Raw genomic sequence first — 23,229 nt, forward strand, 5'->3', positions numbered from 1 at the left:
ATGGCATTTAATGGCGGGCAAGTCGTTGCCCATATTGGGGCTGATATTACCGATTACAATTCAGCAATGAAAACAATATCTAGCTCAACTAGTAATGCAGCTAGCAGTGCAAAACAATCATTAGCTGCCGTTGGTAAGGTATTAGCAGTTACTGGTGCTGCAATCACGGCTGTTGGTGTGAAAAGTCTGAAAGGCTTTGGAGACTTTCAACAATCATTGAACCAAGCAGCTGTTATTGCTGGTGGTACGTCTAAAGATATTCAAGGACTGTCTGATGTTGCCAATGAAATGGGTGCTGTTTTGCCTTTGAGTGCACAAGATGCAGCAGACGCTATGGTTGCTATGGCTCGTGATGGTGCTTCGATTAGTACAATCAAAAAGGAGTTCCCAGCAATTGCACAAGCAGCAACTGCTGCCGGAGCTGACTTACAAACGACTGCCAGTGTAGTTCAACAATCAATGAACATTTGGGGTAAGTCGTTAAAGAGCCCACAACAGGCAGCAGCTATCTTGACGCAAACAGCTAACTTATCTAATGCTTCGATTGAAGATATGCAACAGGCTTTGGCAACAATTGGTGGTACAGCTTCAAACGCTGGTATCGACATGAAAACCACTGCTTCGGCAATCGGCTTACTTACTAACCGTGGATTCAGTGCAGCACAAGCTTCGCAGGACTTGAACCACGCAATTTTGCAAATGCAAGCACCTTCTAAGATAGCTCGTGGACAAATGGACGACTTAGGTCTGTCATTCGTTGACGCCCAAGGAAACATGAAACCCTTGCCTCAAATTCTTGGTGAAATCAGTGACTCAATGAGTAACATGACATCATCTGAAAAAGCAGCCGCTTTAAAGAAGATGTTTGGAACATCTGGAATGGCAGCTATTTTGCCACTAATGGACTCTGTTAAGGATAAAACTGATAACACGACCACAAGTTGGGACGCGTTCACAAAGAAAATGGACGGGGCTAGTGATAGTACACAAACAGCAACAAAGTTCTTAGCTCAACAAGCTGAAGAAATGCAAAAGAACCTTGGATCTAAGATTGAACAAGTTGGTGGTAATTGGGAAGCATTGAGTAATAAAGCAATGGCTAGTAGTGCTGGTGTCACTGGTGCGTTCTTAGACATGACGAACAGCGCCTTAGAATGGGCAGGAAGTAGTAATAGTTCAGTCGCAGGGTTTATTCGACAAATTTTAGGGCTTACGCCTGTTATTGGTGGTGCAGTCACGGCAACTGGTGCATTTTTAACATCTGCTACAAAGATTGGCAGTGTATTGAAAACTACTAGTTCAGCAATAACTGGGCTACTTATCAGTCCGCTAGGTCTAGCAATTACTGCATTAGGCTTATTTGCTGGTGCAATCAGTTTGGCGTATAAGTATTCTCAACCTTTTAGAGACGCAATTTCTAATGTTGGGAAGGCATTTAATCAAGTGTTTGGACCAGCTTTATCAGGTTCAAGTAAAAGTGTTAAAGACTTTGGCGGTACAGTAACAAACGTTATGCAAAAGGTTAGTGAAGCTTTTGGTGATAAGTTGGCAAAGGCTATTAATAGCGTAAATTGGGTTGGTGTATTTACATCAATCAAAAATGTTATGGCTGGTGTGTTACGGGTTGCGACAAAAGCAGTTGCTGTATTTGGTGAACTAGCCGTTAAAATTGCCAACAGTGGTGCAGCTGCTACCGCATGGCACATAGTTAGAGATGCCCTGAAAGTTACTTATGACATGGCAAAAGTCGCTTACGACATGTTTAAAGACATGTACGATATGCTGGGGCAAATTGGAGGTCAAGGATCAACAACTGGCAAAGCTTTGCAATCTGCTTTCGGCATTGCAGCACTGTTGTCAGTTCCGTTAGGTATCAAATTGTTACCAAAAGCCATCGGATTGATTTTATCGCCTGTTAGGAAGCTAGGTGGTGCCTTTGGTGGTGTACTTGGTAAATTAGTTCCATTTAGCAATACGGCAAAAAAAGCAACTGATGTCGTTGGCGCTTCAAAAAAGCCTTATTCAAACTTTGCTACCAAATTATTGGAAGTCGGTGCTGGTGTGGGTATTGCAGCTGGTGGCTTAGGAGCTTTGGCTCTTGGTGTATCACAACTTGCTAAACAAGGCGATAAGGGCACTGGAGCTATGACGACGTTCGCTTTATCAGTCGGCATACTGGTTGGTGAATTTGCATTATTTGGCGGTGCATTAACTACTGGTGCAATTGGTATTGGTGCTTTGTTAGGTGGCTTAACTGCGGTTGCGTTAGCATTTACCGCTTTAGCTTCGACTGGTAAGCAGGGGCAATCAACAATGATCACATTTGCATTGTCGATTAGCGGTGTTGTAACGGTGTTCGCAGTATTGGGCCCATTGCTAACCGCTGGGGCGACCGGTATGCTAGCATTTGGCGCAGCAGTATTGTTAGTTGGTGCTGGCGTTGCATTATTTGGAACTGGCATTAACTTAGTCGCACAGGCTATTACGTTATTGTCAACAAATATGTCAGCAATTATCCCAGTGATGACAGCAATGGGTGTTGGATTTGCTCTGATGATCACTGGCTTTATTACACAGGTATTAGTTGCCGTACCACAAATCACACAAGCATTCTTCTCAATGCTAACGCAAATAATGACACAGGCAGTGACTTATGTGCCAGTTATTACAGCTTTGTTCTTACAAATGGTGACGGGGTTCTTAAATCAATTGATTACCTATGTTCCACAAATAACAGGACAATTCATTACGTTGTTGCTAGGTGTTATAAACACAGTGACAACGTACGTACCACAAATAACAGCAGCATTTGTTGGATTACTATTAAGTATTATCTCTTCGTTTACCAATTATGTACCACAAATTGCTGATAAGATGACTAATTTATTGCTTGCACTAATGAGAGCCGTTGCTGATAATGGTCCAAGAATCGTGGCTGGTTTTGCTGCAATGCTAGGTGATTTAGCTGCGGCGATGGTTGAAATAATGCCTTACATTTCGCAGCTAATGGGTGCGATGATGGCAGCGTTGGCTGCTATTGTTATCGATTATGGGAAAACATTTAAACAATTAGGTGGCATTCTTATTAAGTCATTGGGCGCTGGTATTACTGGTCAGAAATATGATGCAAGTAAAGCGGCTGCTAATGTTATGAAAAATGCTGGTTCACAAGCCTCAGCTGATGGTATGAAAGCTTTTGATGCAGCTGGTGGAAACTCAGCAATTAAAGGTTTAAAAGCCATCGAGAATAAAAAAGGTGATGCTAGAACGGCTGGTAGTAATTTAGGTAAAAGTGGTGCTGATGGTGTTAATTCAAAGTCGGGTGACTTTAGAAGCGCAGGAAGTAAATTAGGAGATAGTGCAGCTAATGGTGTGAAATCTAAATCAGGGAACACGCGAAGTGCTGGTAGCTCGATAGGAAGCAGCGGAGCAAGCGGGGCTAGAGGCCAACAAGGTGCTTTTCAATCTGCTGGATCATTTATTGGGCAAGGTTTGGTTAATGGTATTAATAGCATGGCTGGCCCTGCTATGCGTGTCGCAGCTTCAATTGCTAGTGCAGCCGCTGGTGCTATTCGTCGTGCTTTGAAAATCCATTCACCATCTCGAGTTACTTATGCATTAGGTGAGTACGTTGGTGCTGGGTTGATTAATGGTATTGCCTCGCAACAAAAGGCTGTAGCAGCGGCTGCCAGCTTGTATGCTGACGCAATTCAAGACCAAAAGTACGAAGCCAACGCACGACTGACAGCAAGTAGTTCGGCAGTTGCAGGTAAGATTAATGGTGGCTTAGAAGCGCTAGACAGTGATGTCCGTGAACAAGCTGCACAATCGCCAATTTTTGAAGTTTACAACGAATTAGTAGGCGATAAGATTACCACGACAGTTAATAGTAAAAACGCACGGCGTCAGTCAATGACTCAATTCATGAATGGAGGTATCTAATGGACTTATTAGTTAATAATGGCAGTTTGAACGTCAAATTAAGCGCTAAGAACATTGTTACCACCGATATTGATGAGAGTATGCCTAGTTTGACACCAAACACGCTATCGTTTAAAGGGCGTAACGGAAAGTTAAGTTTTGGCAGTGATTACGCTGAAAAGAAATTGACCTACACGGGTTATCTAACGGCAACTAGTCAATCTGATTATGAAACAAAGCGTAATCAGTTGTATCAGTTGTTCAATAGTACGAACCCATTTTACATCACACCTATCTATTCAGATGATGATATGTACGAGTTTGAACGTCCTGGGGAAAATAAAGGTGCAGTCATTGCGCAAACTGGTGGTACAGAAAGCGCCAAGCGTTTTTATGTCTTACTAGAAGATACATTTCAACCTGAATTTCAGGGGCGTATTGGTGGTAAGCAGTTATATAAATTGAGCATTAGTTTTGTAACGGCTGAATTACCATTTGGCGAGAGTAAACCCAAAACAGCTACAGTTACGGATAAGCTAACATATCAAGGCACTGTTTCAGCTTCACAGTTGGAAGTGCCTTTTTATGTGCAAGTAACTGCTAATGAAGTGGCAACTAATTTATCGTTACAGATTGGCGACCGTACATGGACTTACCGTGGTCCCGTTGCAGTTGGAGACATATTCAAGATAGGAGGCGTTTACAATTTGAAAAACAGTTTAAATGTTAATGATGATACAAACGCTGAATATTTTGTTTTAGATCCATTCAATGGTAATAAGGTGGTTTGTTCGATAAATGCCACGATTGAAATACACGACTACAAGGAGCTTTACTTATGATTAAATTTAAAAATATCAATGGTGATGTGTTCCTTGCGGTGGGTTCTGTTAAACGTAAGAGTGCGTTGAATGGTGAAAAATCACTCACAGGAACACTTTTTGAAGGGGATGATGTTCTTAACAAGATTGATAAAGGTTGGTCGTTAGAATTCAACAATGAGCCGTATGTCGTGACTTATTTTGAACGAAATGACAACGACAATACAGTTGAATTTGACGCCATTCACAAGTTCTTTTGGGATATGACTAAAGATGTGTTGTATTTTAGTTGGTCAGGTAGTCATACAGCCAAAGCTTATTTAGACCAGATATTCGATGGAACGGGTTACACATATGCATTGAATTTCGAGCCTAGCGCTTTCGAAAAAGATAACTGGGGCATGAAAAACAAACTGTCATTATTTAACGATGTTATTGATAGTATGGGTGGTGAATTTGAAATCAATGGGACGCTTGTTTCAATTTTCAAAAATGTTGGTAGTGACTTATCAACCATTGTTCGTCATGGGTTTAATTTATCAGATATGTCCTTGGAAAATGATAATACTGATTTTGTCACTTATGGTGAGGGGTTCGGTGCTTATGCGGATCAAGAAAATCAAACAGGGGAACGTCTACACGTAACCTACACGAGTCCATTGGCAAAAACATTTGGGAAATTACATGCTGAACCGATTGATGATCAACGCTATACGATAAAAGACAACTTGCTACAAGCGATTAAGGACAAGGTAGACGGTAGCTTTGCTATCTCTATTAAATTGTCTTTATATGACTTAACTGCTGCTGGTTATCCGTACAAGATGGCGAATATTGGTGATTGGTTGCTGGCGATTGATGAAAACTTAGACTTCAAGCAAAAGATACGTATCATCAGCGTTGATGATGAATTCGCAACAGATGGTACACGTATTTCATACACGGTAACTTGTGGAGACATTGGTGTTGTTCAGAAGTATCAACAAGCTAACGCTTCGTTGGGACAAAAGGTAGATAGTGCTTATCAGAATGCGCAAGATGCTAAAGAGTCGTCTATTCAAGCAGTCATTGCTGCTAATGGGAAAAATACTAACTATTGGTTTGATAGTAAGGAAGAAATGGATGCTTTCAAAGCCAATGAAGGAGATATGGCTTTTCTTCGTACTGGCGACGGCGAAGCAATGTATATCTACACGAAAATGCCTGATGGTTCGTTCGAGTGGGTTAAACGGGTTGACCCTGATACTGGCGAACAAATCGCTGCTGGTGTTGATTTAGCTGTCGAAACAGCACAATCACAAGCAGCTGCTATGGACGCGGTACGTGCCAGTGAAGCAGCTGTTTTCCAATCAGAAGCTAACGCAGCATTAAGTAGTGCAGCTGTTGAACAGGCGGTGTTTTCTAGTAATGCAGCATCAATGGCGAATAGTGCATCAGCTCATGCAGACACCGTGGCAAACAGTGCATCAGCATACGCTAAGGCACAAGCTAATAGTGCGTTAAGTAGTGCTAATTCAGAATTAGCGAAAGCTAAGCAAGAATTGGGTTCAGAAGTATCAAAAGCGCAATCAGATATTGTTGCAGCTAATAACGAATTGGCTGGTAAAGTTTCACAGACTGATTTTGATACTGTCACTGGTGACTTAACCACGAAATACGGTCAGGTCAAAGCAACTGCTGATGCAGTAACGACTGATGTGACTAATTATAAGAAAAGTAATGACGGCAAGGTGTCGGCTAATACAGCAAATATCAATACGCTAAGTGGGCTAATTGATTCAAAGGTTTCTAAAACTGACTTTGATTCCGTCACTGGAGATTTAAGTGGTAAGTATACTGAAACTAAACAAACAGTTGACAGTATGTCGCATACTGTTTCCGAGTTACAAGCTAAAGCTAATGCGCAGGGACAAGTTAATCAGTTGATGAACACGGAATTCAACCCTGATTTAGAAGGGTGGTTAGTAGACTCAACGGATAGCAAACATAGTCCCTACAGAAGTTACCTTGATAAAAATGCAAAAGCAACAACTGTTGGATTCTATACGTTAAATGCAGATACTTCAAATGGTTCTTATTTCTCACGATTCTATCAATCAGTTCCAATAGGAACTTCAGGTAATGGTTATTTATCACTATCATGGCAATCTTACTTAGTAGAGATGGCAGATGGCATGTACGGTCATATTTGGATTAAATTCCATGATAAAGATGGTAATGCTGTTTACAATTCTACTGGTGCAAACCCTATGGGTAACTGGATTTCAAATGGTCAAGTTACTTGGGAACGTCAGAAAATGGAAAAGATTGAAATTCCACAAACAGCAACAGAGGTAACTATTTCCTTTGAAACGAGAGAAGTAATTAGAGCTTATCTTGCTAGACCAATGCTGGTGTTTGATGACCATGCTGGTGATTACGTCCCAGGTAACTACAACAACAATGCCCGCGTTGCAGCAGTAGAATTAGGCATCGACCACATTACTGGTCTAGTAAACGACCCAAAGAATGGTCTATCTGCCACAGCGACGCTTGCAGCTAATGGTATGACGGTTGCCACAAAGGCACAGTCTGATGCCACAACAGCTATTACCACTGCTAAAGGTATTCAAACGCAGGTAACATCAAATGATGGCGATATTAAGAATCTGCAATCAATTACCACGCAAACAGCTAGTCAAGTCACAGCTGAAATTGAAGACCGTAAGAATGGTGATAAAAATACACTGACACTGACAAGTCAGATGATTAGCGACCAGATTGCTGATTACAATCTTGGTGTAATGTTGAATATGAACGCTATGGCTAATGGTATTTACACAAGTATCTCAACACCAAATCAGCTATTGAACACGGAGTTTAACCCTGATTTGGAAGGGTGGTCAGCAACAGCTGATACTGGAAGCAAAGCACCTTATCGTTCATATTTTCAAAATAATATTAACGCTACAGTCGTTGGTTTTAACACAACTTCTGCCAGTACCTCAACATACGCACACTTACAGCAAACAGTGCAATTACCGTCAACGCCTGGTTCAGGTCATGCTGTATCAATGTCATGGTATGCTTATTCTGGTCAAACCGATAATTATAATAATTTATGGATAAGGTTTTATGATAATTCAAATACCAAATTATCTGAATCGTATAAGCATTGGGCTGATTTGAAAGGTAGTAATCCAAGTGGTCAAAATAGTTGGAACGTTCAGAACAAATGGGAAAATATTACCGTTCCTGATACGGCAATGTATTTAGTTATTTCATTTGACGCACGAGAGGGGACTAGCGCTTATTTAGGACATCCAATGTTGGTATTTGGTTCGACTATCGGCGACGCTTACATGCCTGGTTCTTATTCTGGTATGAATACATCAACAGTACTTCAACTGTTTAAAGATAACTGGGCAATTGGTATTCAGGATAATTCGGGTGCACTCATTAATGGTATAAATGGTGATGGTACGAATGTCCGTATTGCAGCTAAGAAACTCATTATCGACAAGGATGTCACGATTGGTGGTACTGGCTGGATGGACGGTGCAGTTATCAAGAAGGCTTCTATTGGTACCGCCCAAATTGGCACGATTGATGCTAGTCAAGCTAACATTATTAATCTAGACGTTAGCAACCTAAGTGGTAACATCACGAGTTTTGTGAAGTCATATTGGGACGGGGCGTACGGTGAAGAAGTTTCTATTCAAAGCGACCACATATCGTTTTTTACTAATTCATATAGAAGTAATACAACCATATCTGAAGGAAAGATTGACATGACAGTGTATAACGATTACACCAAGACTTCGGAACATATTGGTGGATTGAAACATGGAGTTAAACCAGGGACACAAAATCAGGATTACTTAATCATGTATCTTGATGGTTGGCGAACACAAGGTGGTCATGGTGATGATGCTGCCGCACATGGTGGAGATGGTTTCATGTTCTCCGTTAGCGATGGGTGGACACAACTAGAGACAGGAATGCCATTGTTGACTTGGGAAAACGAATTATTGGCTAGTGGTAATAGTCGTTTGCCAGGATGGCATTTTTGGGATCACACAGAGTTCCATAGTGATGTCATGATGTTTCCAGGTAATGCCTATCAAGGCTTGTATTTCGGTACAGTGACTTATAAAAACACTATTTATCCAGCAATCATGGGAAATCAAAATAAAACAGATGGCCCTGCCATTTTCTGGGGTAGTACAGAATTATATTTCTTATACCAAGGAACTGCATACCAGCTATCAAGCATTCTTGTAAACACTGAATTAATTCAATTTTAGGAGAAAAAATAAAATGAACTTACAAAACAAAGCACTCGTACCAGTAGGAAATTTCCTACAATCATTAACCTTGCCAGCGCAAGTTAGTCGAGCAAGAACAAAGCTGGTTGCTAGTTTAAACGCTGAGTTACAAAATTTAGCCGAATCAGAAAAGCAACTGGTAGCTGACTTTAATGGAGAGGTCAATGATCAAGGACAAATTAATTGGCCAAAAAACAAAGATGGTAAGTCAAAAGCGCCAGTCGAGTATCATACCGAACATGCAGTGCTATTAAATGAAGAAGTAACTATTGAACTTAACCAACCAACCCTTATGAAAGCGTTGAAAGATTATTTTGCTGAGTGGAACGAAGACATTGATCCGCAATATGCAGAAGCTTTCGATGCTTTTTTTGATGCCTTAGAAACAGAACAGGAGAATTAATCATGGATATTAAACAATCAATTTCATTTTCAGCACAATTAAAATCAGCTGACGATACACCATTCGTAAACTTCAACGGTTCCGTTGATGAGAGCGCAGTACCTAGTGTGAACTACTACATTTCTAATCAAGACGTTTATCGTGCTAACACGAAGTTATTCCGTGACAGTCTAACGACTTTCCAAAACACTGTGTTTGATGCAGCAGACAAAAAATCAGCTGAATTAGAATCAGAGACAACTTCTACTACAGATGCAGCACCCGCAAATTAACGAGGTGCTTTAATGGACATTTTTAAAGTACTGGAAATATCATTCGGAGTAATTGGAGCGGGAGCGACACTGTTGGGCGGGCTTTGGTGGGTGTTAAAGAACACAATCGTGACATCAATCAATAATTTACGTGAAGATTTGCGTGAAATTAAAGAGCAATTGAAGGCTGCAAATAAGGTTGCTCAAGACCATGGTGAACGTTTACTTAGGCTTGAAGTATGGAAACATAACAAGTTTGGTGATTAATCAGAAAGGATGACACATGTTACAAAAAATAAATAATGCACTTAAAAACCCAGACGGTAGCTACTCAGGAAAGGTGATTGCTGGTCTGGTTTCTTTGTTAATCGTACTTGTTCAACAAGTATTTGCAGTGTTTGGTATCAAGTTTACTGGCGATTGGAACGCCATTGTTGCCGTGGTTAATACGATTTTAACCATCTTGGGAGCATTGGGTGTACTGTCTGGTGGTGGTGTCGTTGAGGCGGAAGCAGAGGCACCAGTTAAGGTTACTCAAGTATCTGATACGACTGACCAATTAAAATAAGGGAGACGTTATGAATAAATTCAAGCAAGCACTTGTTGTGGCAGGTGCTTTTTTAGCGTTCGCAGGCGTTAGTTACGTATCATCTGATACTGTTTCTGCTGATACACCTCGTGTCGATATGGTGGATGTATCTAACCACAACGGACAAATGACCGCGCCAGAGTTCGTGTATATGCGAAACAATTACGGTGTTAAGGCAATTACCACTAAGATTTCAGAAGGCACGACTTTTCATGATTACACCGCACCAGGTAACATTGCAGCTGCTAAGGCTGCTGGTGTTTACATCAACGGGTACCATTTCCTGTCATCAACAACTGTATCAGGGGCAATTGCCGAAGCTGATTACGCAGTGCGCATGGCCAAGGCTGACGGATTGCCGACTGGCGCTGTACTAGCCGTAGACATTGAAAACTCATACCAATTGTCAATGGGTTCAGCAATGCAACCCGTTGCCAAGGCGTTTGAAAACGAAGTCATGCGTGCTGGTGGCTATCGTTCAACAACTTACACTGGTGGTTATTCATCAAGTGTGAGTCCTGCTGGTGAAAAGGCGTGGCTAGCACAATACCTGTATGATCCAAGTAAGGCAATGGGCTTGTATAGTCAAGAACATGCTTATCAGTGGAGTTCAAGCCAGACGTTTGCCAGCTCATACGGACGTTTTGATGTATCTGTTTTGTATGACAACTTCTTTACAGCTGGAACAGATAAGGACGCCGTTGTGCCAAATGTGACGCCAAGCAAGCCAGTGGTAAATCATGATACGTCCGCTATCAAGCAGTTTAAGAACGCTGGTAACCGCTTTACTGCATACAAGTCATTCCGTGTTGATAAAATTGCCTTTGTCAATGGCATGTGGCAAGCAATCAATTACGACCTTGCTGGTGGTAAAGACGCCTCATGGACGGCTAATGGTATTCCGCTTGCTATGCTAGATAACATCACTCGTGGTAACTATGCAGCAACTCGTGTCGGTGATATGGTTAAGTTCAAAGCTGGTTACAGCTATGGTACAATTGACCAATACGATAACGCCTCAAATGGTGCTGGTATTGTTGAAGGTGCTTATGGAAGCATTTGGTACAACGCCAATTCGTTATTAACTAAATAAGGGATCGACATTAATGTTGGTCGCAAAATCAAGCCCACTGGTCATTACGACTGGTGGGCTTTTTATGTATTTATAAAGTTATTGATGTATAATGAGAAAAAATAAAAAAAGTCGAGGCGTAACCCTCGACGTTGAATTTGATATTAGCTTGCTGAGTATGTATCTGTCACGTCCGCATACATAATATCATGCTTGAACGATTAGTTATCAGAGTTCATTGTTAAAACAAAGCATAACGAAACAAACAAAACTTCATTAAAATCTTTAGTAATTAAGAAAACTAAGATAGCTGCTACTAGTTCAGTGTAAATACGAGTAGAACCATTGTTCAATTCTCTCACCTCCTTTCTCTAATTGAGAAAGAAACAGAAGATGCGTGGCGCCTTAATTCCACGCAAAAGTAAGTATAGCATATAAACGTTATTATTAAACGGGGTTTACAAATATGCAATTAACGTGTTAGTATGACTTTGTAAATACGAAGAGCCAGTTTAATTTTTTTACTGACCAAACGGAAGAAACAATATCGCCTTAATATTGTTTGATCCATTTAATTCTCCTTTCTCGTGTGCGAGAGAGGATACATATATTAGAAGCCCACTAGGTTATTCGATTGAATAGCTTGGCGGGCTTTTTTGTTATGTGCTATAATTTTTTTGTAGAGTGTAATATTTATTTTATTGACTACTCTTGGATCACTCTACAAATAGTTATGTGTTGATCCAGTCACATAACTATTAAAACCATGATATCTTACCATTTTGTATTTGCTCTTTGTCATGGTTCAAACCACCAGTTTATGCGACTGGTGGTTTTTTTATGAGTTATTTAAAGCATCGTGTTAAAATATTTGTATAGATATTTGGTAGGCAACATTGGCTACTATCTATCTTGATTAGATTCTTCTAGATTTTGTTTACTTACTACAATTTTCGTTGTGTTTTATCTCATCTTATTAGTTTGTTAAAACTAGGATAGAACATTTTAAAACAGCCCCACTGGGTAGAGCGGTTACTCTATCTGGTGGGGCTTTTTTATGTTTCTACTACATAAGTAGACTATTAAATTTGAATTCGGCACTGATTCGGCACCAACCACAACGAAAATGCTGTTATATCAGCGTTTATAGCACCTGTAAAATGGAGCCGAGGGGAGTTGAACCCCTGTCCTAACATCTTGCAACTGACACCTCTACGTTCATAGCAAAACGATTTAAATCTCACTTATCGCACGCCGTTTTGCCAAGCGATCGAATAAGCCAGCCTGATTATCCTCTTCTAAACTCCCGCAGACGGAGAGCGTTTAGCGCAGGTTGCTCAATTTGAGACTTACGATAGCACGCAACTAATACTAAAGTAAGCAACGCCAGCTGGTTTTTAGGCAGCTAATGCGTAGTTATTGTTTGAATTTTTTGCAGTTAATTCTACTGAGTGGATTATAGGGCCACAACCCCTAAACGCAGTACCAGCCCAAACAATGCTAGTCGATTCCGTAACGACCCCGTTAATAGATACTAGTATACCAAGCTTTTTGTAGCAGTACAAATACGATACGTCAGATGTTCTAGATAAACATTCGCATTTAATGAGTTAAAAATATTGTTTAATATTTTTAGTTCGTGTATAATCTATTAATGGTGGTTAAAATAATAAATAAAATTTAAAAACACGAACATTCATGCTTAGGAGTTTATAATATGGAATTTACGACCGTTTTTGACTATGAGGATATTCAACTAATACCAAACAAATGTATTATTAATAGTCGTTCAGAGGCTGATACATCAGTAAAGTTAGGAAATCACACGTTTAAAATACCCGTCGTGCCGGCAAATATGCAAACCGTTATTGATGATGCATTGGCAATGAAATTGGCTAAATCAGGTTATTTTTACGTCATGCATCGCTTTAACCCAGAAACACGTCTGGATTTCGTGCGAACTTTTCATGAAGAAGGCCAGATTGCTTCCATTTCTGTTGGTGTCAAGCAAGAAGAATATGACTTTATTGATCAGTTGAAAGCTGCAGATTTAGTACCAGAGTACATTACAATTGATATTGCCCATGGTCACTCAGATTCAGTTATTGAAATGATCAAGTACATCAAGAAAAATTTGCCAGAATCATTTGTTATTGCTGGAAACGTTGCAACACCTGAAGCAGTTCGTGATTTAGAAAATGCTGGGGCAGATGCAACGAAAGTTGGGGTTGGTCCTGGAAAGGCTTGCATTACCAAATTAAAGACAGGATTTGGAACTGGTGGCTGGCAACTGGCAGCTTTGCGTTTGTGCGCTAAGGCTGCAAAGAAGCCAATTATTGCTGATGGTGGCATTCGTTATAATGGTGATATTGCAAAGTCAGTTCGTTTTGGTGCCACAATGGTAATGATTGGCTCACTATTCGCTGGCCATGCTGAAACACCAGGTGACATTGTCGAGTTGGATGGTGCGAAGTATAAAACTTATTTTGGTTCTGCTTCTCAATATCAAAAGGGTGAATATAAGAACGTTGAAGGTAAGAAGTTATTGGTACCTTATCGTGGCTTGATTCAGGATACTTTGAATGAGATGGAACAAGATCTGCAATCATCTATTTCATACGCTGGTGGACGCCAATTACGTGACTTAAGATATGTTGACTATGTCGTTGTTAAAAATTCAATTGTGAATGGTGATTCATACTAAAAATCGTTTGACAATCGTGAGGAGTTGGGACAAAAAGAACTGTTCCAACTTTTTTAGTCAAAAATGGCGCAAATCACGTTACCCACCGGCTGCAAAACGATTTTTGTCTCGCGCGCTCTTTTTCGAATCTTGTGAATTTGCGAAGAAGTTTGTCTTTTAGTTTTATGAAGCTAATAAATTAGGTATGATATTGTTATAGAAAAATTGAAGGGAGTCTTGTATGAAGCTTTTACAAAAATGGTTAATCAATAACTTTGATTGGCAGGCACTTGGACTCGCTTTGTTAATTATTATTTTGACAATTATTGTAACTAAAGGGATTGTTGGCGTCATCTTTTATCAAATTGAAAAGAGATTGTCTAAGCGATTCGCAATTTGGCGAGATGTGCTTGTTGCTTTTGAAAAGCCTGTAAAAATTGCAGTTTTATTTGCTGGATTTGTTTGGGCTTTACATACTGCTCGAGCACCACATTTAATTCTTCAATACGTCGATGCAATTAATAAATCGGTTTTGATGTTTAGTGTGGGATATGGTTTATACTCATTAATGTCATCTCTCACTGATTTGTTCCAATATTTTGGTGCGAAAATTCATGTTGAAGTTGACTCGATTGTGATGCCATTCTTAAAGCGAACGTTACAATTTGTTGTGATGGCATTAACGATCACAATGATTTTGTCTGATTGGGGTATTAACGTTAATGGTGTGTTTGCCGGATTAGGTTTGGCAGGCTTGGCTGTTTCAATGGCCGCCCAGGATCCAATTAAAAATTTATTGGGTGGCATTATCATTATTACTGAAAAGCCATTTCAAATTGGTGATAATATTGAATCACCATCCGTTGCAGGAATTGCAGAAGACATTACATTTCGTTCGACTTTAGTGCGTACCTTAGACGGGGCATTAGTGGTTGTCCCAAATGCAACACTTTCCAACGAACCAATTACCAATTGGTCACGAGTAGAAATACGTAAAATCCCATTAGTTTTTTATTTATCTTTGAAAACAGATACCAAGGAATTGATTGCTGTTTCAGAAGAAACAATGAGAAAGCTATTAGTGGATGATCGTTTTGAAGAAGGCACAGCTAAGGCGTTTATTAATCAGGTAACGCCTTATGGGTATGAGTTTAATGTTAATGTATTCTTGAAAATGCTCCCAGATACTGATTTTCCGGGAGCACGGGCTGATCTTAATATGATTGTATTGCGAATTCTTGCGGCACATAATATACAGCTATCAGTTAATACGAAACAAATGCCTCAACAATGATTGACTTCAAATTCAGAAAACGGTATAGTTTAACACAATAAAATATTGCTTTTTTAATAGTCAGACGAGAGCTGACAAAGGAGCGCGTTATAAACGAGATAACTAATTTAAATCGCGCCATATTTGTGGGGCGATTTTTTTATACCTTTATTAAGGAGAAAAAATGGCAAAAGAATTTGGACGGGTGCAGGCGATAAGTGAGAACCAGCGAACAATGTCAAACTGGGATATGTTTGCGACATGGATTGGTGCTAATGCGAATAATGGTACCTGGTATATTGGTGGTGTGATTGCAGCGGCAGGTATGTACACAGCATCAACGACACTAATTGTGACAGGAATTATGTCATATCTATTTCTCACGTTAGCTTCTTACATGGGATATAAAACAGGGCTACCGATGATGGCCTTAACAAGAGCATCGTTTGGATTGAAGGGGTCGTTTGGCCCATCAGTAATTAACATTGTCCAATTTATTGGGTGGGCAGCAGCTAATACTTTTATTGCAGCAATATCAATTTCGGTAATTTTCAAGGACTTATTAGGTTGGACAGCTTACGCCAATGGTGGTAAAGCAGGTCTAGTCGTCGGAATTATTATTATGTCATTGTTACATTTAGCTTCTATTTCGCTAGGTGAAAAGTCTGTGCGACTGATTGAGCGAATTGGTATTATTTTGGTCATTATTTTTGTTGTTTGGGAGGCAGTTGTTGTCTTTCAAAATGTCTCACTAAATCAAATTTTTGCCTGGCAACCGCCTAAGTCAGTTCGTATCTCTTCAGGAACGGCAATTGATATTCTAGCGGCCTTTAATTTGGCTTGGGTGACAGCATCATCTGACTTTTCTAGGTTTGCTAAGAAAAATTCTGGGGCAACCGGTTGGTCATTTTTGGGAGCGAATATCGGTTTGTTTGGCTTTGCCTTTATTGGATTGCTAGCAACGATTGGCACTGCTGTGATGAATCACTCATTCGATCCAAATGATTCGGATCCATCAACGATTGCATCTAAATTGGGATTAGGAATTATTGCGTTACTTGTCATTATCATTACATCAACGACTGCTAATGCGGTTAATTTAATGGCGGCTGGCTCTGCGTTGACTAATATGTGGCATAAATTAAAATTAACGCCTGCTTTATGGATTGTCACATTGATCGCAACGGCAGTATCGTTCATTCCATTATTGTTTACGACTTTCCTGGATGCTTTCACGGCATTCTTAGACTATATTGGTATGTTTTTAGGGCCAGAAATTGCCGTCTTTTTAGTTGATTATTTTGTGATTCGAAAAGGAAAATATGAGTTGTCAGAATTTACAAAAATAGACGGTAAATATTGGTATCAAGGTGGTTTGAATTGGTTGGCAATTATCTCTTGGGTAATTGGTATCGTGCTATACTTTAGTTTAAAATCAGTTTCATGGTTAAGTGAAACGATTGGTGTAACTTTTGTGGCAATGCTTTTTTCAGGGATAATTTATTATGGGTTAACCTGGCTATTTAATAGTAAAGAAAAGTAATATTGCCAAATAAAACTTTGCTTTAAGGATTGAATTCAGATGAAATATTTAATTGTCACAGAGAAGCCATCTGCTGCTAAAAATTTTATAAAAGCGTTAGGTGGGAAGTCAGGTCAATATGCTGGATATGACTATCAAATTGTTAATCTTCATGGTCACATGATGACTTTTAAGGAGCCAGAGGAGATGGTTACTGAAGATTTACGAACGGCTTATAAATCTTGGACGTTAAAATATTTACCGTGGCAATTAACACAGATGAATTGGCAGCGCACGTATTTAAAACAGCGTCAACCAAGAACCGGTCGTTTAAAATCAACGAAAACAGAGCTGACAGACTTACAACAAGAAAGTCGACGAAATTATGATGCCATTGTGATTGCTACGGATACAGATCCATCAGGAGAAGGTGATTTGCTGGCATGGGAGGTCATCGATGCAATTAAGTGGCAGGGAAAAGTACTACGTGCAAATTTTGTCGATGAGGCGCCTAAAAGCATTAGACAAGCGATGGCTAATTTAAATGACGTTTCAGATAAGACAAAGCATGGTGCGTACTTAAAAGGGGAAACTCGCAGTCGCTGGGATTTTGCATCCATGCAATTGACGAGAATTGCAACAACTTCTGCTAAAAAAGCTGGCTTTAAAGTTGTAGCGCGTGAAGGTCGTTTGAAATCAGTGATTGTTTGGAAAATTTACGAGCAAATGCAGAAAATTAAGCAGTATGTGAAACAGCCTTTTTATGAGGTTCGCTTCAAGGATCCAGCTGGGCACATATTTAAACGTTCGTTGCCAAAAGATGATCAGGTTGCTTGGCGGTATGCTGAAGAAGCACTTGCTCAGGTTGAAAAACAAAATTATCAACCGGCAGATGTCATTAACGAAAAGCATACTAAACGGCGACAAGCTCCTGATAAATTATTAGATTTAGCTGGTCTGGCAGCAATTTTGGCGCCACAGGGCTATGACAGTAAAGAGGTGTTGCGAACGTATCAGAAAATGTATGAAGCACAAATTGTTTCGTACCCAAGAACTGATGATAAGTCGGTCACCCCAGAACAATTTGCAGAACTGTTACCAAAAGTTGATCAAATTGCTCACTTGGTTGGCGTTGATAAACAACTTTTGACGCATCGACAACCGCGTGCAACGCATGTCAAACCACAAGGGTCACATGGGGCTAATCGTCCCGGATTGAATGTACCAACAAGTATGCAAGCACTATCAAAATATGGTGGGAGTGCCGCTGCAATTTATGAAATTTTAGCTAAAAATTATTTGGCGATGTTGGCCGAAGATTATATTTATGATCATGTAACAGCAGAATTGAAGCAATATCCTAGCTTCAAAACAGCATTTAATATACCAATCGCCAAAAATTATAAACTTGTTTATGATGCACAGCAGGCTTTACAAGATAATCAAGTTGATGAAGCGCAAAATGATGCAACAGTCGGACCTAAAGCAGATCCGTACATCTATGAGGGCACTAATAAAAAGCCAAGTTATCCCACAACAAAGTGGTTAATGGCCTTTTTGGAAAAAAATAATGTTGGAACTGGAGCGACACGTGTTTCAACTTTGTCGGAGATGAGTCAGGGAAATCGTAAAATGATGACTGAAAAAAGGGGGCGTCTGACGCTTACTGAAACCGGCAATGTTTCTGCTATTATGGTTGCGGGAACGTGGATTGCATCTCCTAAAATTACCAAAAGGTTATTTGAAATAATGAACGAAGTCGGTGAATTTAAGGTAACGATGGCAAAAGCGTTAGATTCAGTAACCCAAGTTGTTCAGCATGACATGCCAATCATGGTTGAAAATGCTCAGCAATTGGTTGTTGAATTAGGGAAACCCAAAATTAAAAACGCGGGAACAATAAAGAAAAGCTCTGAAAAAATTAAAGGGCAATTTAACGGTCAAGAGATTAGTTTTGCCAAAACGTGGAGTGACCATACTTTTTCGGATGAAGAATTGCAACACTTGCTTAGTGGTGATGAAATTAGTTTTGAGGCGAAAACAAAACGTGGAAAAAATTATACAGCAACCGGTTATTTAGCAAAACAAACATATAAAGGGCATTCATATTATGGTTTTAAATTAAAGCCAAGAAAAAAATAAAGGGTAAATAATAAGGAGATTAGGTATGTTAATTAAACAAGTTGTGATTGAAAATGCTGAAAAATTGCAGGATGTGCGGATCATAGATGGAATGTTTGCTGCAATTGATGATTTTTTAACACCAATTGCGGGTGAACAAGTTATCGATGCAACAGGAAAATTAATGATCCCACCCTTTGTTGATCCGCATGTTCATCTAGATTCAACAATGACTGCTGGACAACCCGAGTGGAACGAGAGCAGTACTTTGTTTGATGGTATTCGAATTTGGGGTGAACGTAAGCAGACCTTATCCCATGAGGATGTTAAGCAGCGAGCCATTGCGGCTTTGAAAATTCAAGCGACGCACGGACTACAGTTCGTCCGATCACATGTTGATGTGACCGATCCAGATTTAGTTGCTTTAAAGGCATTACTAGAAGTGCGTGAAGAAGTTAAGCCTTGGATGACTTTACAGTTAGTTGCCTTCCCGCAAGAGGGTATTTTATCTTTTCCCAATGGTAAGGAATTGATGACCAAGGCGGCTGAAATGGGAGTAGATGCAATTGGTGCGATTCCTCATTTTGAATTTACTCGTGAATACTCAGTGGACTCATTGCATTTTGCATTTGACTTAGCTAAGAAGTATCACTTGTTGATTGACGCACATACAGACGAAATTGATGATCCAGCATCACGAGGCTTAGAAACATTAGCCATGTTAGCATTAGAGACAGGATTGAAGGAGCGGGTGACAGCATCACATACGACAGCAATGGGGTCTTATAATGATGCGTATGTTTCTAAACTTATGCGACTATTAAAAATGGCTGATATTAATTTTGTTGCTAATCCATTAATTAATATGTATCTAGGTGGGCGCTTTGATACATATCCAAAGCGTCGTGGGTTAACGCGTGTTAAAGAATTAGATGCTGAAGGATTGAATGTTGCCTTTGGAGAAGATGACATAAAGGATCCCTGGTATCCAATGGGAAACGGTAATATGATGGATGTCTTACATATGGGGTTGCATGCAACACAGATAATGGGCTATACAGAAATCATGAACTCATACCGTTTTATTACTAGTCAAGGTGCGCGGACGATGCAGGTTGCGGAGAATTATGGTATTGAAGTGGGGAAGCCAGCAAACTTCTTAATCTTTAATGCCGCTAATTGGTATGATGCCTTGAATGAACGAGCAGAATTACTATATTCTGTTCATGAAGGGCATGTTTTAGTAGAAACAAAGCCAGCAGAAGTGCATGTAAACTTGCCAAAATAAGGTGAAATAGGTTGGGACATTTTCTTTTGTTCCAACCTATTTTTCCTTACATTAATGGTATTTTAGGCAAAAAATGTTTGTCAGTGTTGCAGTGATGAAATAACGATTTGAAAAGTTTTAAGAAGCATCGTTGTATAATAGAAATTAAAGATTTATGGAACAAAAAAGTGCTGATGGTGGATATAGGTAAAAACATGAAATTGTTAATGATAGAAGATAATACATCCGTGTCAGAAATGATGGGGATGTTTTATAAAAAAGAAAAATGGGATGTCACCAATGCCTACGATGGTGAAGAAGGACTTAAGTTATTTAACGAGAATGCACAGGCATGGGATGCTGTTATCTTGGATTTGAATCTTCCAAAAGTTGATGGCATGCAAGTTGCTATGAAAATTAGAGAAGTGTCTGCAGAGGTGCCTTTAATTATGCTAACAGCACGCGATTCTGATTCAGATCAGGTGCTTGGTTTTGATGTTGGTGCGGATGATTATGTTACGAAACCATTTAGTCCAATTACATTGATTGCACGAATCAAAGCCATTCATCGGCGGGCAATGATGCAACCTGTCAGTCATGAAGAAGGCGTAATTGATGATTTTGATGTGCAAACACGAACATTTAAGTTAAATTCAAGAACACGGGAAGCATATTTAAATGATGTGTTGATTCCGGATTTAACACCAAAAGAGTTTGATTTATTACGTGTGCTTTCAAAAAAGCAACGGCAGGTGTTTTCACGTGATCAACTACTACAATTAGTATGGGATTATGAGTATTTTGGTGATGAACGCACTGTAGATGCTCATGTGAAGAAACTACGTCAAAAAATTGAAAAAGTTGGTCCTCAAGTGATCCAAACTGTTTGGGGTGTGGGGTACAAATTTGATGATTCAAATGTACCTGAAACACCAATGAAATAACGATTAGAGATGAGCAAATGAAAAAAGGGCACATTGAAAAATTGTTAATTATATTAATTCTGATGTTTGTATTGGCGGCTTTGTTGATATTGTGCCATTTGAATGAATTGATTACCATTTTAGTATTAACTTTGATAACAGTGATTGGCGTTTATGGTCTAATCTTGCTTAAAAAACAAGTTAGTTTATTAGGAAAACAACAGCATGAGATAAAGTTTTTAAAAAACAAAATTGTTGCACAGCGTGATGAAGAAGCGGCAATGTTGTCAAATGCTTCACACGAAATGCGGACACCGCTTACAACGATTGCAGGTATTGCTGAAGGCTTGCAATATGGCGTGATTAGTCCAGATGAACAACAACATTCTTATGATTTAATCAAAGAAGAAGCAGATCGATTAACAAGGTTAATTAAGTCAACGCTCTCATATGAGCGATTACGACAACAACAACTAGATAACCGACCTGAACAATTTAGTGTTGTTTCAGTTATTCGACGTCAAATTGAACAATTGACTAAGCAAGCTGAGTCAGTTGGTGATGAGATTCAAGATTTGACCGAACAAGACGTAATCGTTTATGCAGATCCAGATCAAGTCGCACAAATTTTAACGAATATCTTAGCCAATGCCATCCAATTTACAACAAATGGCATTATTACGGTGGCAGTTGATGAGATAGCCGGACAAGCACATATTGTCATTTCGGACACTGGGATAGGAATGACTAAAGACCAGTTAGGTAAAATTTGGCAGCGATACTATAAGGCTGATCCATCACGTACGAAACGTGGTGAATCTGGGTTGGGGATGGCGATTGTCAAACAACTAGTTAGTGCCAATCATGGTGAGATAAAAGTGTCATCTAAGTTAGGAATTGGCACAACTTTTGAAATTCTATTACCATCAAAAATTAATTAATAACTCATTTTACATTTGATTCAAAAATATATCATAAAAATGATAACGGATACATTGTTTTTGAAGTTTTACTATGTTATCGTTCAATGTTGTGAATATTTTTTGAATAATTGTGAAGGAGATATTATGTCAATTTTAATTGCATTGATTCCGGCATTGGCGTGGGGATCAGTGGGCTTAGTTACCACAAAAATGGGTGGTACGGCTGCTCAAGGAACATTAGGAATGACTTTTGGATCATTAGTCTTTGGTTTATTGACCCTATGTGTTTTTGTTATTCCAAATTCCGGCATGTCGTTTGCTTTTAATCCACGTATTTGGTTAGTTGGTTTCGTTTCTGGAATTTTTTGGGCGGTTGGAACTGCAGGCCAATTTGTTGGTTATAAAAAATTAGGTGTTTCAATTGGGCAACCATTGTCAACTGCAGGTCAAATTATTGGTAATGCATTATTGGCCGCTATTGTGTTGGGAGAATGGCAGACTGGGCATATGTGGTTGTTTGGAACAATCGCTATTATTGCCGTTGGTTTGGGTGCTGTTTTGACAGCCTTACCAGATTCTGCACAACCAGGTACAGCGTCTGCTAATCATGAAGCGAAAAGTGGTGCAATTGCTATTCTAATTTCAACATTAGGATATATGTTGTACTTTATCTTTCCTAACTTACTTAATAAAGTTGGGTATATTACTGATCATGTACATAATCAAAACAAAGGTTTGGACTACATGACGGCAATTGTTGGTCCACAATCAATTGGACAAGTTCTAGGCGCATTAGTAATTGTTATCTTCTTTATGAAAGAGGGTAAGACAATGTTTGAAAAAGGAACTTGGCGTAATATGGTAACTGGTTTAGTTTGGGGACTTGGAAATGTCTTCATGTTTATCTCAGCTGCCAATCCAAATGTTGGTCAAGCAATTGCTGCAACCTTATCACAAACGGGTGTTATCGTAGGTACATTTGGTGCAATTTTCTTACTAAAAGAGAAGAAAACACCACGTCAAATGGTGTATATTGCAATTGGATCAGTTTTGGTAGTTGTTGGTGCAATTTTAATTGCAAAATTATAATTTCATATGTTTAACAAAACAATCTAAGATTAGTTCTAGAAAGAATTTAAAACAAATTCTTTCT

General features: G+C 39.4%; 15 protein-coding genes, 1 other RNA gene and 1 pseudogene. 16 read left to right on the plus strand and 1 reads right to left on the minus strand.

The window, feature by feature from the left end; genetic code table 11:
- The 8 genes and pseudogenes from QRX23_RS02220 (at position 1) to QRX23_RS02255 (ending at position 11,385) form a co-directional block, all read left to right on the plus strand.
- Complete coding sequence (locus QRX23_RS02220) at positions 1-3,942, plus strand: phage tail tape measure protein (protein WP_330155800.1); 3,942 nt, start codon at positions 1-3, stop codon at positions 3,940-3,942.
- Positions 3,942-4,763, plus strand: a complete 822-nt coding sequence (locus tag QRX23_RS02225) for a phage tail domain-containing protein (RefSeq protein WP_330155801.1) — start codon at positions 3,942-3,944, stop codon at positions 4,761-4,763. The genes QRX23_RS02220 and QRX23_RS02225 overlap by 1 nt, the downstream gene beginning before the upstream one ends.
- Positions 4,760-9,028 (plus strand): phage tail protein, encoded by a 4,269-nt coding sequence (locus QRX23_RS02230; RefSeq protein ID WP_330155802.1) that lies wholly within the window; start codon positions 4,760-4,762, stop codon positions 9,026-9,028. Before QRX23_RS02225 ends, QRX23_RS02230 begins: the two co-directional genes overlap by 4 nt.
- Positions 9,029-9,041: 13 nt before the next feature.
- Positions 9,042-9,452 carry a hypothetical protein gene (locus tag QRX23_RS02235; protein ID WP_330155803.1) on the plus strand — a complete coding sequence of 137 codons (411 nt, stop codon included), beginning with the start codon at positions 9,042-9,044 and terminating at the stop codon, positions 9,450-9,452.
- Positions 9,453-9,454: 2 nt separating this feature from the next.
- A complete protein-coding gene (locus QRX23_RS02240) occupies positions 9,455-9,724 on the plus strand; it encodes a hypothetical protein (RefSeq protein ID WP_330155804.1) in 270 nt (89 codons plus the stop codon).
- Between the two features lie 12 nt (positions 9,725-9,736).
- A complete protein-coding gene (locus QRX23_RS02245) occupies positions 9,737-9,970 on the plus strand; it encodes a hypothetical protein (RefSeq protein ID WP_277375484.1) in 234 nt (77 codons plus the stop codon).
- 16 nt (positions 9,971-9,986) lie between these two features.
- Positions 9,987-10,188: pseudogene (locus QRX23_RS02250) on the plus strand (phage holin); the annotation flags it as partial.
- Between the two features lie 93 nt (positions 10,189-10,281).
- Entirely contained in the window at positions 10,282-11,385 is a 1,104-nt protein-coding gene (locus QRX23_RS02255; protein WP_330155805.1) for a GH25 family lysozyme, read from the plus strand.
- Between the two features lie 1,137 nt (positions 11,386-12,522).
- Here the strand turns inward: QRX23_RS02255 and ssrA are convergent.
- Positions 12,523-12,887, minus strand: a transfer-messenger RNA (tmRNA) gene (ssrA, locus tag QRX23_RS02260).
- Positions 12,888-13,081: 194 nt separating this feature from the next.
- Here ssrA and QRX23_RS02265 point away from each other — a divergent pair.
- From QRX23_RS02265 to QRX23_RS02300, 8 genes are all read left to right on the plus strand, one after another.
- Positions 13,082-14,068 (plus strand): GMP reductase, encoded by a 987-nt coding sequence (locus tag QRX23_RS02265; protein ID WP_330155806.1) that lies wholly within the window; start codon positions 13,082-13,084, stop codon positions 14,066-14,068.
- A 220-nt stretch (positions 14,069-14,288) separates the two neighbouring features.
- Complete coding sequence (locus tag QRX23_RS02270) at positions 14,289-15,341, plus strand: mechanosensitive ion channel family protein (protein ID WP_330155807.1); 1,053 nt, start codon at positions 14,289-14,291, stop codon at positions 15,339-15,341.
- A gap of 163 nt (positions 15,342-15,504) precedes the next feature.
- Positions 15,505-16,863 carry a cytosine permease gene (locus tag QRX23_RS02275; RefSeq protein ID WP_330155808.1) on the plus strand — a complete coding sequence of 453 codons (1,359 nt, stop codon included), beginning with the start codon at positions 15,505-15,507 and terminating at the stop codon, positions 16,861-16,863.
- A 39-nt stretch (positions 16,864-16,902) separates the two neighbouring features.
- Positions 16,903-18,984, plus strand: coding sequence for a DNA topoisomerase (locus QRX23_RS02280; RefSeq protein WP_330155809.1), 2,082 nt, complete (start codon positions 16,903-16,905; stop codon positions 18,982-18,984).
- A 25-nt stretch (positions 18,985-19,009) separates the two neighbouring features.
- Complete coding sequence (codA, locus tag QRX23_RS02285; RefSeq protein WP_330155810.1) at positions 19,010-20,251, plus strand: cytosine deaminase; 1,242 nt, start codon at positions 19,010-19,012, stop codon at positions 20,249-20,251.
- Between the two features lie 194 nt (positions 20,252-20,445).
- Positions 20,446-21,174, plus strand: coding sequence for a response regulator transcription factor (locus tag QRX23_RS02290; RefSeq protein WP_330156118.1), 729 nt, complete (start codon positions 20,446-20,448; stop codon positions 21,172-21,174).
- 17 nt (positions 21,175-21,191) lie between these two features.
- On the plus strand, positions 21,192-22,094 hold the full coding sequence (locus tag QRX23_RS02295) for a sensor histidine kinase (RefSeq protein WP_330155811.1): 903 nt from the start codon (positions 21,192-21,194) through the stop codon (positions 22,092-22,094).
- A gap of 126 nt (positions 22,095-22,220) precedes the next feature.
- Positions 22,221-23,165: a GRP family sugar transporter gene (locus QRX23_RS02300; protein ID WP_040761108.1), complete on the plus strand. Its 945-nt coding sequence runs from the start codon at positions 22,221-22,223 to the stop codon at positions 23,163-23,165.
- The last annotated feature ends 64 nt before the right edge of the window (positions 23,166-23,229 follow it).

The organism is Weissella paramesenteroides (genome assembly GCF_036327715.1).
GTDB lineage: Bacteria > Bacillota > Bacilli > Lactobacillales > Lactobacillaceae > Weissella > Weissella paramesenteroides.

Excerpts from the sequence above, each read along its gene's own strand:
- QRX23_RS02220 (WP_330155800.1), top strand. The coding sequence starts at position 1 with ATGGCATTTAATGGCGGGCAAGTCGTTGCCCATATTGGGGCTGATATT.
- QRX23_RS02225 (WP_330155801.1), top strand. The coding sequence starts at position 3,942 with ATGGACTTATTAGTTAATAATGGCAGTTTGAACGTCAAATTAAGCGCT.
- QRX23_RS02230 (WP_330155802.1), top strand. The coding sequence starts at position 4,760 with ATGATTAAATTTAAAAATATCAATGGTGATGTGTTCCTTGCGGTGGGT.
- QRX23_RS02235 (WP_330155803.1), top strand. The coding sequence starts at position 9,042 with ATGAACTTACAAAACAAAGCACTCGTACCAGTAGGAAATTTCCTACAA.
- QRX23_RS02240 (WP_330155804.1), top strand. The coding sequence starts at position 9,455 with ATGGATATTAAACAATCAATTTCATTTTCAGCACAATTAAAATCAGCT.
- QRX23_RS02245 (WP_277375484.1), top strand. The coding sequence starts at position 9,737 with ATGGACATTTTTAAAGTACTGGAAATATCATTCGGAGTAATTGGAGCG.
- QRX23_RS02255 (WP_330155805.1), top strand. The coding sequence starts at position 10,282 with ATGAATAAATTCAAGCAAGCACTTGTTGTGGCAGGTGCTTTTTTAGCG.
- QRX23_RS02265 (WP_330155806.1), top strand. The coding sequence starts at position 13,082 with ATGGAATTTACGACCGTTTTTGACTATGAGGATATTCAACTAATACCA.
- QRX23_RS02270 (WP_330155807.1), top strand. The coding sequence starts at position 14,289 with ATGAAGCTTTTACAAAAATGGTTAATCAATAACTTTGATTGGCAGGCA.
- QRX23_RS02275 (WP_330155808.1), top strand. The coding sequence starts at position 15,505 with ATGGCAAAAGAATTTGGACGGGTGCAGGCGATAAGTGAGAACCAGCGA.
- QRX23_RS02280 (WP_330155809.1), top strand. The coding sequence starts at position 16,903 with ATGAAATATTTAATTGTCACAGAGAAGCCATCTGCTGCTAAAAATTTT.
- codA (WP_330155810.1), top strand. The coding sequence starts at position 19,010 with ATGTTAATTAAACAAGTTGTGATTGAAAATGCTGAAAAATTGCAGGAT.
- QRX23_RS02290 (WP_330156118.1), top strand. The coding sequence starts at position 20,446 with ATGAAATTGTTAATGATAGAAGATAATACATCCGTGTCAGAAATGATG.
- QRX23_RS02295 (WP_330155811.1), top strand. The coding sequence starts at position 21,192 with ATGAAAAAAGGGCACATTGAAAAATTGTTAATTATATTAATTCTGATG.
- QRX23_RS02300 (WP_040761108.1), top strand. The coding sequence starts at position 22,221 with ATGTCAATTTTAATTGCATTGATTCCGGCATTGGCGTGGGGATCAGTG.